The following is a 12961-nucleotide window of genomic DNA, read 5'->3' as shown; positions in this document are numbered from 1 at the left end:
CTCCCCCACATGCGGCCGACGAAACAAAACGTATTTTAGTACACCGCCGGTACGACTTGATACGCTGGGCCGGTAGCTCAGTCTGGCAGAGCGTCTGACTCTTAATCAGACGGTCGCGTGTTCAAATCGCGCCCGGCCCGCTTCTGCGACGAACTTCGACGTGAGCAGCAGGACGCTTAGGCGGCGTGCTCGTCCCGGTGCGGTTTTGTACCCGACCTGTCTCTATCAGGGAGATGACAAACGTAGGCAAGTACGTCTCGGTGGTCGGCGGGGTACTCACCGTCGTCGGCGCGTTTCTGCCGTGGGTAGTCGTCGGCGGACAGACCACCGTCTCGGGGGTTCAGGGGCAGGGACTGTTCGCGGTGACGTTCTGCGCGATAGCGCTCGGGGTGATCGCCTTTCGGGAGTGGAGACCCCCCGAGCAAGCGGTCGTCGTCTCGATGGGGCTGCTCGTACTCATCGTCGTGCTGAACGTCTTCAACGGCCTCGACGAACTCCCGGCGGGGCAGTCGATCGCGCTCACGACGGACCCCGCGATCGGCCTCTACGTGAGCCTGCTTGGCGGCGTGGCGCTCGCACTCGGCGGCGCGCTAGGGTACGTCCTCACGCCGGACGATGCGGAGGAATCCCCCGACAGCGAGTCGGATACGGTCGGCGTGCCCGAGCAGTTGCGCCGTTACAAGCAACTCGAAGAGGAGGGCGTTCTCACGGAGGCGGAGTTCAAGGCGAAGAAAGCGGAACTGCTGGAGTAGCGTCGGCGGCAGCCGTGCCTCACCGTACGGCCGATGGGGCAGACGACCAGACTGCAGTCGTCCGAATACGTTCCTCATCGAGGCGCGAGGATCCCGCGCGCATGACGGACTTCGAAACGGCCTTCTGCGAATCGGCGTCGTAGGGCCGTCCGCGTTACTCGTCGGGGCTGTAGTTCGGGGCCTCGTCCGTGATCACCACGTCGTGGGCGTGGCTCTCGCGCTGGCCGGCCGAGGAGACGCGGACGAACTCGGACCGTTCCTTGAACTCGGGGATCGTCTCCGCGCCGACGTACCCCATGCCGCTTTGCATCCCGCCGGTGAGCTGGTAGAGCTCGCTCGCCAGGCTCCCCTTGTACGGCTTCGCGGCCTCGACGCCCTCGGGGACGTACTCCTCGTCGTCCTCCGGGGCCTCCTTCAGGTAGCGGTTCTCGTCGTCGCCGCCCTGCATCGCACCGACGCTGCCCATCCCGCGGTACTGCTTGTACTTCTTGCCGTTCATCGTGATGACGCGGCCGGGGGCCTCGTCCGTGCCGGCGAAATAGGAGCCGAGCATCACGGCGTCGGCCCCGGCGGCGATGGCCTTGATCGCGTCGCCGGAGTAGCGGATGCCGCCGTCGGCGATGACGGGCACGTCGTGCCGGCTGGCGACGTCGGCCACCTGCGCGACGGCGGTGATCTGGGGCATGCCCGCGCCGCTGACGACGCGGGTGGTGCAGATGCTCCCCGGGCCGATGCCGACCTTCAGGCCGTCGGCGAAGTCGACCAGGTCCTCGGCAGCCTCGCGCGTGCCGACGTTGCCGACGACGACGTCCGCGTCGACCGCCTCCTTGATCTCCCGTGCGCCCTCCACGACGTTTCGGTTGTGCGCGTGCGCGCAGTCGATGAACAGGACGTCCGCGCCGGCGTCGTCCGCGGCGGTCGCCCGGTCCATCTCGAACGGGCCGACGGCGACCGCGGCGCGGAGCTTTCCGTCGTCGTCGCGGGCCGCGTTGTCGTACTCGCGGCGCTGGAGGATGCCCTGCATCGTCACGAGGCCGACGAGGCGGTTCCCGTCGTCGACGACCGGCACGCGCTCGATCTTGTACTCGTACATCAGTTCGAGCGCCTCGCGCGCGGTCACGTCCTCGGAGGCAGTGATCACCTCGTCGGTCATCGCCTCGCGGACCTCGTCGGAGTCGCCGACCTCCAGATACGGGCGGATGTCGGTGCCGGAGATGATCCCGAGTACCTGGTCGTCCCCGTCGACGACGGGCGCGCCGCTGACCCCCTCGCGGTTCATCATCTCGTCGACGTCCCGGACCGTCTGCTCGGGGCTGGCCGTAACGACATCGCGGATGATCAATTCGTCGGCTCGCTTGATGCGCTCGACCTGTCTGACCATCTCGTCGACGTCCATGTTGCGGTGGAGGACGCCGAGCCCGCCCTCACGGGCCATCTCTATCGCCAGTTCGCTCTCGGTGACGGTGTCCATCGCGGCCGACAGCACCGGGACGTTCAGCTCGACGTTCGTGGAGACCCGCGTCGAGAGGTCCGCCTCGTCCGGCTCGACGGTGCTCTCCTTGGGGCGGAGAAGCACGTCGTCGAACGTCAGCGCTTCCGGTACGCGAAGCTTCTCGGAGAAGGTGCCGTCGTCAGGAACGTCGTTCGCCATGTAAACTGTCGGCAACGGTCGCCCAAAAACGTTGCGTGTCGGGGCTCGTCGTGGGGCGATACACCACGTCACGGCCTCACGCGGCCGTTTCCGGGCAACGTGGGGACACGTCCCACGCAATACTTATCCCTCCACCTGTTCGATCATGTAGTATGGATTCCGCCTGTTCCATCGCAGAGCGTAACGCCGGTCGGACGAGCGACGACTCCGGCATCCTCTTTACACGCTTTGTGACGGGCTTCAAACCGGCGGAGAACCTCCGGGCCCGCTGGCGGCCGCACGGCACGCGTCGTTATCGCGGTTCACACCACCCGCAGGCCACGGGGTACGGCCATCCCGGCTAACCGCGCATGAGTACGTCCCAACACCCGATCGCCCTTCGCCTGGAGCAACAGGTGAGCGGTCCGACGAAGCTGCTCGCCACCGTGATGTGTCTGCCGCTCATCGACGGCATCTTCCCGGCGCTCGTGCTTGCCGGCGCCGTCGACAGCGTCGGCGGCATCCTGCAGGTCGGCCTGCTCGTGTTCGGCGGGAGCGCCACGGTCGCGGTCATCCTCGCGGAGATGGACGGCACCCCCCGCGAGCAGGCCCGCGTGGTGATGCTCGTCGGCGCGGTCATCCTTGCGGTCGCCGCAGTGGAGGCGGCGCTGGCCCCGACGATAAGCAGCGTCCTGAACCTGCACCTGTTCGAGCGGTTCGCCGCGCTGGTCATCGCCGCCGTCGCGGCCAAGACCGCCAGCGCCCGCGTCGGGGAGTACCTGCCGCGGCCGGCGGTCATCGTCGGCCTCGGCCTCGTCGCCAGCCTCGAACCGGCCGGCGCGGAGCTCGTGCTCGTGCCCGACGCCATGCTGGTCGCCCGCGCGGTGGCCGCCGCCGGCGTCGGCGTCGGGTTCGCGCTCCTCGTCGCCCTGCTCTCGCCGGTGTTGCGCCGGCAGGTCGACATCGACCGCTTCCGCTTCGGGAGCGCCGTCGCGCTCGGCCTCCTGCCGCTGTCGCTGCTGGGCATGCCCTACGGCAACGCGCCGCTGGCCGTCCTCGTCGTCACCGGGCTGTTCGCGTTCGAACCCGGCGGCGACGCGATGGCCGACGACGCCGACGCCGAGGACGCCCCGCCCGCCGCGGACGTCCCCGGACACGAGGGGGCCGTGGCCGACGGGGGGCAGGACGGCCCCGACGAGGCGGACGAACCCGCCGACGCGCCCGTCTCGACGGAGGGTCGCGCTCCCTGGCTTTAGGAACCCTTACTTTCCCGCGGCCGCTTGCTCGCCCATGAGCAACCGCGTCGTGCAGGGCCGCATGGTGACGGCCGAGTCGCTCGCCGAACTGGTCGAAGGCGAATCGGTCATGGAGGCCGAACCGATCGAGGACGCCGACCGCGAGTGCCCGGAGTGTGGCGGCGACGTGCTCGCCGTCGGGTACATGCCGTCGGTGACGGAGTTCGTCACCGGCTACAAGTGTCAGGACTGCGACTGGGCCGAGACGGACCGGAGCTGAGAGGACCGACTGTGACGCCGGCGTGCTTCGCTGCCGCCGGGGACCGCCCGCTCCCGAATCGAAACCACTTTACGGAACTCCGGCTAACGAAGAGCCGAGGGGTCGTGGCCAAGCCCGGCATGGCGACTGACTCCAGAGGTACTGCGCCCGGTGACGACATCCCAGACTGATATACCGAGCGGCCGACTGATCATCGGTCGCGTTGACGACCCTCTGGGGTACCGAGGCGCGCCGGAGATATCAGTCGATCGGGGGTTCAAATCCCTCCGACCCCATACCGTTCTTATACGAACAGCGAGACGTTGGCCCGCCGATCCGTGATCGCGGATTACTCCCCACGCAGGTTCGTGACCGTCATCAGGTCGGTCAGATACTCGGTATCGAAGTCGGAATCGGCGACGACGAGTTCATCACCGACCGAGTATGCGGAGGCAGCGATCATAACATCGCGGGGGGCCATCGGTTCACCGATATCGAGTAGGTGATCCTGTAGCTTTGCGGCTTCGAGCGCGACGGATTCGGTGAGATCCAGAACGACTACGCGGCCGAAGTTCTCCCGGGTGCCAGCTATGTCGGTCGGGCCGCTGGTGTACAGTTCCCCGGCGAGAACTTCGTACAGACAGATCGCCGAGGTGCGAAGCTGTGGTTCCGAGTCGACGAACTCGACGACCTCGTCGACGTTATCTAGATAGTCGATGATGACTGAGCTGTCGAGAAAGGTCATCGACCGAACGATTCCCGTGACCGCTTGATGGCCTCGCGGGCCTTCTCGGCTTTCCCGGTCCCCTCCCATGCCCCCGGATTCATCGACCGGCTTTCGTTGGCGAGCCGGTCGAGGAGTTCGTCCCAGGTTTCGTCCTCGCGTTTCAGGTGCCGGAGCTTGTCTTTCGTGTCGTCGGACACGCGGATCGTTGAACTCATGAGTATACGTTGTGTATACAGATGGGTAGGTGTTTCGCCGCGAAACCGGATCCGGCAGTTACTCGCCGGACACCACTACGCTCTCGGCGGCCGTTGCCAGCGCTGATGGAGTATCGCCCGCAGCGACGGCACAGTAGACGTTCGGACCCGTCGCACCGGTCGCGGGACCCCGAACACGCCCCACCTCACGGGTTTATCCGAACGACAGGTCCCCACGTCGGAGTTTGAGAGAGGAATGATATCTGAATCTGTCATCTCTTCTCTAACTGTCCTGTACGATACGCCTCTAGAGATTCAATGAACCAATCAAGCACGCAGACAACGAGGTTTTATTTCCTTTCGCTGTGGTGTCAGAACGTATGCGAAAATCCATCCAACGGCGCACCTTTCTCGCAAGTTCAAGTGCCGCCCTGCTTGCCGGATGCATATCCGATGACGAGGACGCTGACACTACCCAGAACGGAGGCGGAGACCAGGGCAACAACTTCAATGGCGGCGGGGAGAGCGGTGGCGGATCAAACAACCCGGATACAACCGAAAGCGTTCAGACGAATACACTCGTCGATGATACGGTCGACGTGTCCGAGGATGAATACCGGTACTGGACATTCACTCTCAACCAGGAGGCAACGCTCAGTTACGAGTTCACCGTCCGAAATGGGCCGAACGTCGACGTTATCCTCACTGACCAAGAGGAGTTCAACAGTTACCAGGACGGTAACCGATTCCGGTACGCGAGTTCAGGGAGTAGTTTAGATTCGATCGGCGACAGGATCAGTACCGATATCCCGGCCGACGACTACGTCCTTTGCATCGATAATACAGAGGCTGGAGAGGCTCAGCCGCCGTCGAATCTAGACGATGACGTTGCCCGCGTCGAGATCATGGCAGTCATTGAAAGCTAATTCACTTGTCCCCTCTCGTTCTAATCGTTGAACGGTTACCAGTTCAGGGACCCGGACGCGGGCAACGACGAACTGCCTGCAGTCAGGGCCAGAGCCCGCGCGCTTCCTTCGCCTTGCCGATCCGGTTGAGCGCGACGACGTAGGCGGCGTCGCGCCAGCTCACGTCGCCCGCCTCGACTTCCGCCCGCACGTCCTCCCAGGCCGACAGCATCTCGGATTCGAGCTCGCTGTTGACGCGTTCCTCGGACCACTTCCGGCGGTTGATGTCCTGCAGCCACTCGAAGTAGGAGACGGTGACGCCGCCGGCGTTCGCCAAGATGTCGGGGATCACCGGGACGTCGCGCTCGTCGAGGATCCGGTCCGCGCCGGAAGTCGTCGGCCCGTTGGCCCCCTCGACGACAATGTCGGCGTCGATCCGGCCGGCGTTGTCCATGGTGATCACGTTGCCGATGGCGGCGGGGATCAGCACGTCCACGTCGAGCTCCAGCAGCTCCTCGTTCGTGACCGTGTTCGGGGCGTCCTGCCCCATGACGCCCTCCGGCTGCTCGTCGTGGGACGGGATCGCGTGCGTGTCGAGGCCGTCGGTGTCGTAGACGCCGCCGTTGACGTCGCTGACGGCGACGACCTTCGCGCCCCAGTCCTGGAGCAGGCGGGCGGCGTTCGCGCCGACGCTGCCGTACCCCTGGACGGCGACGGTCGTCTCGCCGATATCCTTGTCGTAGTAGTCGATGGCCTCGCGGGCGACGATGGCGACGCTGCGGCCGGGTGCCTCCTCGCGGCCGTAGCTGCCGCCGACGACCGGCGGCTTGCCGGTGACGACGCCCGGCGTCGTCTCGCCCTGCTGCATGCTGTAGGCGTCCATGAACCACGCCATCGTCTTCGCGTCCGTGCCCATGTCCGGCGCGGGGATGTCGCGTTTCGGGCCGACCTCGTCGCGGATCTCCTCGGCGAAGCGCCGGGTCAGGCGCTCCTTCTCGCCCGTGCTGAGGTCCTTCGGGTTGACGACGATGCCGCCTTTCCCGCCGCCGAAGGGGAGGTCCATGACGGCACATTTCCAGGTCATCCACATCGACAGGCCGACGCACTCCTGGGCGGTCACGTCGGGGTGGTATCGCAGTCCCCCCTTGTACGGCCCGCGCACGTCGTCGTGCTGGGCGCGGTAGCCGGTGAACACTTCGACGTTCCCGTCGTCGCGCTCGAGCGGCACGGACACCTCGACGACGCGGGTCGGGTGTCGCAGCCGTTCGATGACGCCGGGGTCGACGTCGACGTGGGTCGCGGCCTCGCGAAGCTGTCGGCGGGCGGTTTCGAGGGCGGACTCGTGGTCCGTTTCGTCGGGTTCGGGTTCGGTGGCTTGTTGCGATGTCATCGGTTGCTTGGTCGCTACTCGAAGGGTGTACCCCGGTTACGCATAGTTGCTCCGCATTCGGGGCACTCGACCGGGTGACCACCCGTCGAGACGCGGTGGCCGCACCCGAGACACTCGTACTCCGACTTCGCGCCCTGGCGTACGTCGCGGTCCATGAGTTGCGAGTATTGCTTGTATCCGCCGCGGCATAGGGAGTGAAGCTGAATAGTAAACTACTGCATCACTTCGGTGGGTTACTATTCAACCCACTCGGAGCTGTCGCCGCCTTCGAACAGCGCCGCGAACAGCTTTCGCTCCGCCCGCTTGACGTGGTCGTAGAACGCCGTATGCGAGATGTCGAGCGTCGCCGCGACGTCGCGGCCGGTCACGTCGCGGTCCGCCTCAAAGAAGCCGCTGTGGTAAGCGACCTGCGCGACCTCCGCCTGCCGGTCGGTCAGCAGGTCGGCCCCCGGCTCCTCCGGGGCCGACGGTCGCGTCCGGTTCCGCTGGGCGACGAGTTCCACGTCGGCGAACGTCCCGGAGAGCAGGTCGTCGACCGCCCGCACCGTCGCGGCATCGGGGACGTCGACCACCAGGTCGATCCCCCGCGACGTCGCTTCGAGCGTTCGCCGCGTCGCCCCGTGGCCCGCCAGGGCGGCGCTCAGGGCCCCGTCCCGGACCGTCAGGCTGACGAGGCCGCCGTCGTCCGTCGAACGGACGGCCGTCGCGTCGGTCACGTCCACGAGCGCGGCCGCCGCCTCGACGACCGCCTCGGCGTCGGCGTCCGTGACGGCGAGGAAGAGACGCGTCGCGCCGTCCGACCGGGCCACCTCGGTTCTCAGTTCGAGCGTGCAGTCGGCGGCCGCCGCGACCCGGTGGAGGAGCGCCGAGCGGTCCTCGATCCGGTACGACAGCCTGAACACGGTGTCGCTTTGCAGCGCCTCCTTGCGCTGGATGCCGTTTATCGCCGCCCCGATCGTGTCGCCGAGTTCGCTGAACACCGCCTGCACCGTCTCGCTGAAGGCGTCCGGCTCGTCGTCGTACACGGCCAGCGTTCCGAGGAGGACGCCGTCGTATGTCAGCGGGATCGAGAGGGCCGAGTCGAAGTTCCGCGAGACGGCCTCCTTGCACCAGCCGGCCTCGCGGAGGCGGTCCGCGACGTTCGGCACGACCGTCATGGTCCGCTCCCGGCAGGTCCGGACCGCCGGCTCCGGGAGCGTCCCCGCCTCGGCCGTCGACAGCGAGACGGCGTCCAGGTACTCCCTGTTGTCGCCGGCCCACTCCAGCGGCCGCAGGCGCTGGCCGTGCGCCGCGGGCTCGCCGACCCAGGCGAACGCGAAGCGGTCCTCGGCCGACAGCCGCTCGCAGACCGCCTCGACGATCCCCTCGCGCGTCTCGGCGTTGACCAGCGCCTGGTCGATCTCCCGGATCATCTCGTTGACCCGGTTCAGCTCCGAGAGCCGGCGGTTTCGCTCCTGCAGCGTCGCGTCCCGCTCCCGTAGCTCGCGCTCGCGCTCCAGCCGGTCGAACGCCGCCTCCGCCGTCGCGGCGAGCAGTTCGCCGACCTCCCGGTCCACCGCGCTCAGGGCGCCGTCGACCGCCCCGACCGCCAGTACGCCGTGGTCGCCAAGCGGTATCGCGGTCAGGTCCGCGAGGCTCGCCAGCGGGCCGCCTGGTCGGTCGCCCGACTCGTCCAGGTCGGTCGTCCGCTCCTCGACGAACGCGGCCCCGACGGGCGACCGCCCACCGAGGCTCGCGTCCGGCAACGGCCCCAGCGCCGCCCGGACCCGGTCCGACGCGGCCATCGGGTAGAGGACGTTCTCGTCGCCGTCGAAGCCGTACAGCACCGCCCCGCCGCCAGTCAGCGCCGTCGTCGCGTCCGAGACGACCCTGTTTGCGACCGCGGCCTTCGTCTCCGCGTACAGGAGCTCCCGGCTCGTCCGCTGGACCTGCGTGAGCGCCCGCTCCCGCTGTTTCCGCTTCGTGACGTCCCGGCAACTGTACAGCCGCGTTCCGTCCTGGATCGACACGTTCCGCACGTTCACCAGCAAGGTGTGTTCCTCGCCGTCCTTGTCCGTCGCCGTGTGCTCGACGTTCCTGACGACGCCCTCGTCGGCGAGCCGGTCGGGGTCGGCCGGGTCGTTCCCCAGCAGTTCGTCTATCGTCCCGAACTCGTGGATCTCCTCGGCGGTGTAGCCGAAGATGAAGTGGACGTTCGGACAGACGTAGGTGAACTCCCCGTCGTCGTTCGTGACCAGCACCGTCTCGGTCATGTTGTTCAGCGTCACGCGGTGGAGTTCCTCGGAGGACCGCAGCTCCGCCTCAAGCTGGTCCCGCTCGGCGCGGTTCTCGCCCTGGACGAGAACGGCGTCGGGGTCGTCGCCGGCCGGCTGGACGCGGAACTCGAGGGTCGAACCGTCGTCCGCGTCCCCCGCCGCGAGCGTGCCCTCGAACGTCGTGTACTCCCCGTCCCCGGCACGCTTGACCGCACGCTGGATGGCCCGGCGCGCCGGCTGCCCGTCGCGCCAGGGGAGCGCCCAGAACCGCTTCCCCGCGACCGCGTCGGCCGACGCGTCGAGATACGCCTCCGCGGCGTCGTTGAGCGTTCGGACCGTCCCGTCGCCGTCAAGCACCGCGACGAACCGGTCTGGGTCCTCGAACGCCGCATCGAACGGGGCGGCCCGCCGTCGGCGGCTGAATTCGCGCTCCCGCGCGAGCACGTTCGCGAGCCCTTCGATGCCGGTCGGTCCCGGACGGCTCCCGTCGAGCGGGACTACCCACGAGAGCGTCGCCGCGGCGTCGGTTCCGTCCGCTTCCGACGTGCTGGCCTCCCCCGGCACGAGGACGACCGGGAGGTCCGCGTCCCGAACGGCCGCCCGCTCCGCGAACTCCCGCCCCGTGGCGTCGGCGAGTTCCGCGGCGCTCACGACGCAGTCGTACTGGTCGCCGGCCGACAGCGACCGCGCCGCCGCCTGTGCGGTTCGGACCGATTCGCCGCGGGCACCGTCGACGCCGTCGAGCGCGTGCTCCGCGCGGGCCCGCCACTCCGGCGGTCCGACGAACAGCACCCGGAACGTCGGGTCGTCCGTCCCCCTGGTCGCGTTCATGCCCGTCGGTGGGCGACACGGGCGGAAAAACTTGCCTCTCGGTCGCCGGCGCGCCGCCGGCACGGGCCGTCGCGTCGGATCGCCGACGGGCCTCGAAACGTAAATCGGCGATCGGCGCTCAGTCGTAGGTGCGGTACGTTGCGGACCCCACGTCGACCCTGACTAGCGTGTTCCCGCCGTACGCGTCCTCGTCGGCCCCGTACTTCGCGTTGATCCGGCGGTTGGCCTCGTGGAAGGCGGCGTCGTCCTCCACGACCGTCGCGGTGCCGAGCAGTGACACGGCCCACTGCGCGTCGCCGCCCTTGTCCTTCTGGACGGAGAGCGCGACCCGCGGGTTCTCGCGGACGTTCGCCAGCTTCCGGCCCGACGTGACGAGGGAGACGACGTCGTCGTCGTACACGTACCAGACCGGCGCGACGTGCGGTCGGTCGTCCACGCTCGTCGCCAGGTGGGCCATCAGCGGTTCGCTCCGGAGCAGGTCCGCGGCCTCCGGTGGAACGGCGTCGGTCACGCCGTGACCTACGACCCCTGCCCGGTTAAAATCGGGCGTCGGCGCGGCGATTCACGCCCGTCCGGCGGGCTGTTGTCATTCAATAGTGCAATAAGTGAGTACCCCGTAGGGGGGACAACCGTGGCCAACACACAGGTTACGCTCATTCAGATCGACAACTACGGACCGTGGACGGTGACGCCGGAGCCGCGCCGCGAGGTCGACCTCCAGACCCTCCAGTCACGCCTCTACGCGGACCTCTCACAGCTCATCGGCAACCGGGACGGCTACGTCTTCTTCACCCGGTTCGACAACATGATCGCCGTGACCAACGGCCTGGACGTCGACGCGCACGCACGCGTACAGGAGTCCATCGGCAACCGCTATCCCGTCTCGGTCAGCCTCAGCATCGCCGCCGCGCCGGCCCCCATCGACGCGCTCGAAACCGCGACGGAACAGCTTCAGGACGCCGGGAGCGCCCAGGACAAGGGCCGCCGCGAGATCCTTCGGGGCACACCGGTTCCGGAGACCGACCGCCGCGACGACGACGTGCAGATCGCTCACTTCGACGTGATCGACGCGACCGGGAAGTACACCGACCAACTCAACGCGTTCGACTCCTTCATCACCATCGAGCAGGGGTACGCGGCGCTCATGCGACACATGCGCGAGGAACACGACTCCCTGGCGTTTTTCGTCGGCGGGGACAACGTCATCGCCGCCTGCCCGAACCTCTCGACCGGCGAGTACGAGGCGGCCATCGAGCACGTCTCGGAGGCCGTCGACGTCGACCTGCAGGTCGGCGTCGGCCGGGCCGACAACGCACATGAGGCAGGCATGGCGGCCAAACACGCGCTGGAGAAGTGCCGGTACGACGGCACCCGCGTCGAGCGCGCGAGCGAACCGGTCCTCGGTGACTAGTTGACGGCGAGTTCGCCCGTGTCGGTCACCAGGTCGCCGACGGCCTCGGCCTGTTCCTGATACCGGTTCCGGATCGTTATCTTGCTCACGTCCGCTATCTCGTGGACGTCGCTCTGCGTACACTCCTCGCGGCGGATCGTCGCGGCGTAGTACACCGCGGCCGCAGCGAACCCGCGGGGCGACTTCCCCGAGGCGAGCCCCCGGTCCGTCGTCACGGTGACGATGTTCCGGGCGAGTTCGCGCGTCTCCGCCGCCAGCCCGAGGCGGTCGCAGTACTCGTCGACGTACGCGGTGGGGTTGAACGACTGGATCCGAACGTCCAGTTCGGACTGTATCCACTTCGAGCGTCGGAACAGCAGTTTTTCGGAGACGTCCGCCTCGGCGGCTATTTCGCGGGGATGTGCCGGGACGTTCTCTCGCTTGCACGCGAGGTACAGGGCGGCGGTCGCGATCACCTCGCAGGAACGTCCCTGCTGTGTCTCGTCGGTGTACACCTGATGCAGAATGGCGTACGCCGTTTCACAGACGGTCTCGGGCAGGTCGAGCGCGTCAGCGACGGTACGGATCCGCTCGTCGCCTCGTTCGCGCAGCGCGTCGATATCCATGATTACCTACGAACCGACGTGTTCACCGGGGGTTCGCCCCCCAGGCATCTATCTCTTTCGTCGGTAATGATAGCTTTCCGCGATCCCCGACGGTCGTTCATGCGATAGCCGACGATCCGACGGCCTTTTATGATAGACGGGCCTCGGATAGAGTGCGACGAACCACACGCGGAAGGCGAGACGAACCTCGACCTTCCCCGTACGCTTCGGACGGATTCGGACGCGTTCCGGATGACAGGGTTTATGTACTCTTCATCCGGTACGATACAGTCCGAACCGGAGCCCGACACGGCATGGATCACTTCGCCGTGTCGGGGTCTCGACGGGTCGGTTCCCGTCGAGGTAGGTCCGATGGGTTTATGTACCCGTCGCGCCCTACGTTTACATCCGAAGCGGTGGGCGGCAATCGCCGCCCGGGACTTCGAGCGAGCGGCCGACGCTCGCCGGGCCGGTTCGACGGGTTTATGTACCCGTCCCGGCCTACAAAGAAGTCCGGAAGGAGATGAGGATTCCACCCCTGCGGTCCGCCGTACACGATGGGATCTGATGTTAGCCTTGGTAGTTCGGTGCCACCCGGCCGGTCAGCGGTTCGGTGGGCACCGAGCACGGACCACGCAATATGGTGTACACTCTCTGAGTGTACCCGCCAAGCCCCCCGGCCCTTGTGGCCGGGAACATTCCGGTTGATCCTGCCGGAGGCCATTGCTATCGGGGTCCGATTTAGCCATGCTAGTCGCACGAGTTCATACTCGTGGCGAATAGCTCCG

General features: G+C 67.2%; 13 protein-coding genes, 2 tRNA genes and 1 rRNA gene. 8 read left to right on the top strand and 8 right to left on the bottom strand.

Going from position 1 to position 12961, the window contains the following annotated elements:
- Positions 1–66: 66 nt before the first annotated feature.
- Together EYW40_RS14815 and EYW40_RS14810 are read left to right on the top strand one after the other, a co-directional pair.
- Positions 67–140, top strand: a tRNA-Lys gene (locus EYW40_RS14815).
- A gap of 93 nt (positions 141–233) precedes the next feature.
- Positions 234–752: an SHOCT domain-containing protein gene (locus tag EYW40_RS14810; protein ID WP_135822439.1), complete on the top strand. Its 519-nt coding sequence runs from the start codon at positions 234–236 to the stop codon at positions 750–752.
- A 154-nt stretch (positions 753–906) separates the two neighbouring features.
- On the opposite strand, the gene guaB is transcribed toward EYW40_RS14810, so the two are convergent.
- The gene (gene guaB / locus EYW40_RS14805; RefSeq protein ID WP_135822438.1) at positions 907–2403 is read right to left on the bottom strand and encodes an IMP dehydrogenase; all 1497 of its coding nucleotides are present in this window, start codon (positions 2401–2403) and stop codon (positions 907–909) included.
- Positions 2404–2753: 350 nt separating this feature from the next.
- On the opposite strand from guaB, the gene EYW40_RS14800 reads away from it, so the two are divergent.
- The 3 genes from EYW40_RS14800 (at position 2754) to EYW40_RS19670 (ending at position 4172) form a co-directional block, all read left to right on the top strand.
- A complete protein-coding gene (locus tag EYW40_RS14800) occupies positions 2754–3638 on the top strand; it encodes a DUF5794 domain-containing protein (protein WP_202614560.1) in 885 nt (294 codons plus the stop codon).
- Between the two features lie 34 nt (positions 3639–3672).
- Positions 3673–3897 (top strand): DUF5795 family protein, encoded by a 225-nt coding sequence (locus EYW40_RS14795; protein ID WP_135822437.1) that lies wholly within the window; start codon positions 3673–3675, stop codon positions 3895–3897.
- A 98-nt stretch (positions 3898–3995) separates the two neighbouring features.
- Positions 3996–4172: transfer RNA gene (locus EYW40_RS19670), tRNA-Trp, on the top strand.
- A 53-nt stretch (positions 4173–4225) separates the two neighbouring features.
- Here EYW40_RS19670 and EYW40_RS14790 read toward each other — a convergent pair.
- Positions 4226–4621, bottom strand: coding sequence for a PIN domain-containing protein (locus EYW40_RS14790; RefSeq protein ID WP_135822436.1), 396 nt, complete (start codon positions 4619–4621; stop codon positions 4226–4228).
- Positions 4618–4818, bottom strand: a complete 201-nt coding sequence (locus EYW40_RS14785) for a DUF7557 family protein (RefSeq protein WP_135822435.1) — start codon at positions 4816–4818, stop codon at positions 4618–4620. The genes EYW40_RS14790 and EYW40_RS14785 overlap by 4 nt, the downstream gene beginning before the upstream one ends.
- Before the next feature lie 359 nt (positions 4819–5177).
- Between EYW40_RS14785 and EYW40_RS14780 the strand changes: the two genes are divergently transcribed.
- Positions 5178–5723: a hypothetical protein gene (locus tag EYW40_RS14780; RefSeq protein WP_135822434.1), complete on the top strand. Its 546-nt coding sequence runs from the start codon at positions 5178–5180 to the stop codon at positions 5721–5723.
- 82 nt (positions 5724–5805) lie between these two features.
- Here EYW40_RS14780 and gdhB read toward each other — a convergent pair whose 3' ends face one another.
- The 4 genes from gdhB to EYW40_RS14760 all read right to left on the bottom strand — a co-directional run bounded on the left by gdhB (position 5806) and on the right by EYW40_RS14760 (position 10689).
- Positions 5806–7092, bottom strand: a complete 1287-nt coding sequence (gdhB, locus tag EYW40_RS14775; protein WP_135822433.1) for a glutamate dehydrogenase GdhB — start codon at positions 7090–7092, stop codon at positions 5806–5808.
- A gap of 14 nt (positions 7093–7106) precedes the next feature.
- Positions 7107–7247, bottom strand: coding sequence for a rubrerythrin-like domain-containing protein (locus tag EYW40_RS14770; protein WP_135822432.1), 141 nt, complete (start codon positions 7245–7247; stop codon positions 7107–7109).
- A gap of 81 nt (positions 7248–7328) precedes the next feature.
- Complete coding sequence (locus EYW40_RS14765) at positions 7329–10178, bottom strand: bacterio-opsin activator domain-containing protein (RefSeq protein ID WP_135822431.1); 2850 nt, start codon at positions 10176–10178, stop codon at positions 7329–7331.
- A gap of 118 nt (positions 10179–10296) precedes the next feature.
- Positions 10297–10689 (bottom strand): pyridoxamine 5'-phosphate oxidase family protein, encoded by a 393-nt coding sequence (locus EYW40_RS14760; RefSeq protein WP_135822430.1) that lies wholly within the window; start codon positions 10687–10689, stop codon positions 10297–10299.
- A gap of 120 nt (positions 10690–10809) precedes the next feature.
- Here EYW40_RS14760 and EYW40_RS14755 point away from each other — a divergent pair, with 120 nt between their 5' ends.
- A complete protein-coding gene (locus EYW40_RS14755) occupies positions 10810–11589 on the top strand; it encodes a GTP cyclohydrolase III (protein ID WP_135822429.1) in 780 nt (259 codons plus the stop codon).
- On the opposite strand, the gene EYW40_RS14750 is transcribed toward EYW40_RS14755, so the two are convergent.
- Positions 11586–12194, bottom strand: coding sequence for a transcription initiation factor IIB family protein (locus tag EYW40_RS14750; protein ID WP_135822428.1), 609 nt, complete (start codon positions 12192–12194; stop codon positions 11586–11588). The two genes, EYW40_RS14755 and EYW40_RS14750, sit on opposite strands and share 4 nt — an antisense overlap.
- A 676-nt stretch (positions 12195–12870) precedes the next feature.
- Here EYW40_RS14750 and EYW40_RS14745 point away from each other — a divergent pair.
- A 16S ribosomal RNA gene (locus EYW40_RS14745) occupies positions 12871–12961 on the top strand; the annotation flags it as partial.

This window comes from Halostella litorea (assembly GCF_004785955.1).
Taxonomy (GTDB): Archaea; Halobacteriota; Halobacteria; order Halobacteriales; family Natronoarchaeaceae; genus Halostella; species Halostella litorea.
Note: the sequence above shows the minus strand (reverse complement) of the source record. Positions and strands in the feature narration are given on the sequence as shown.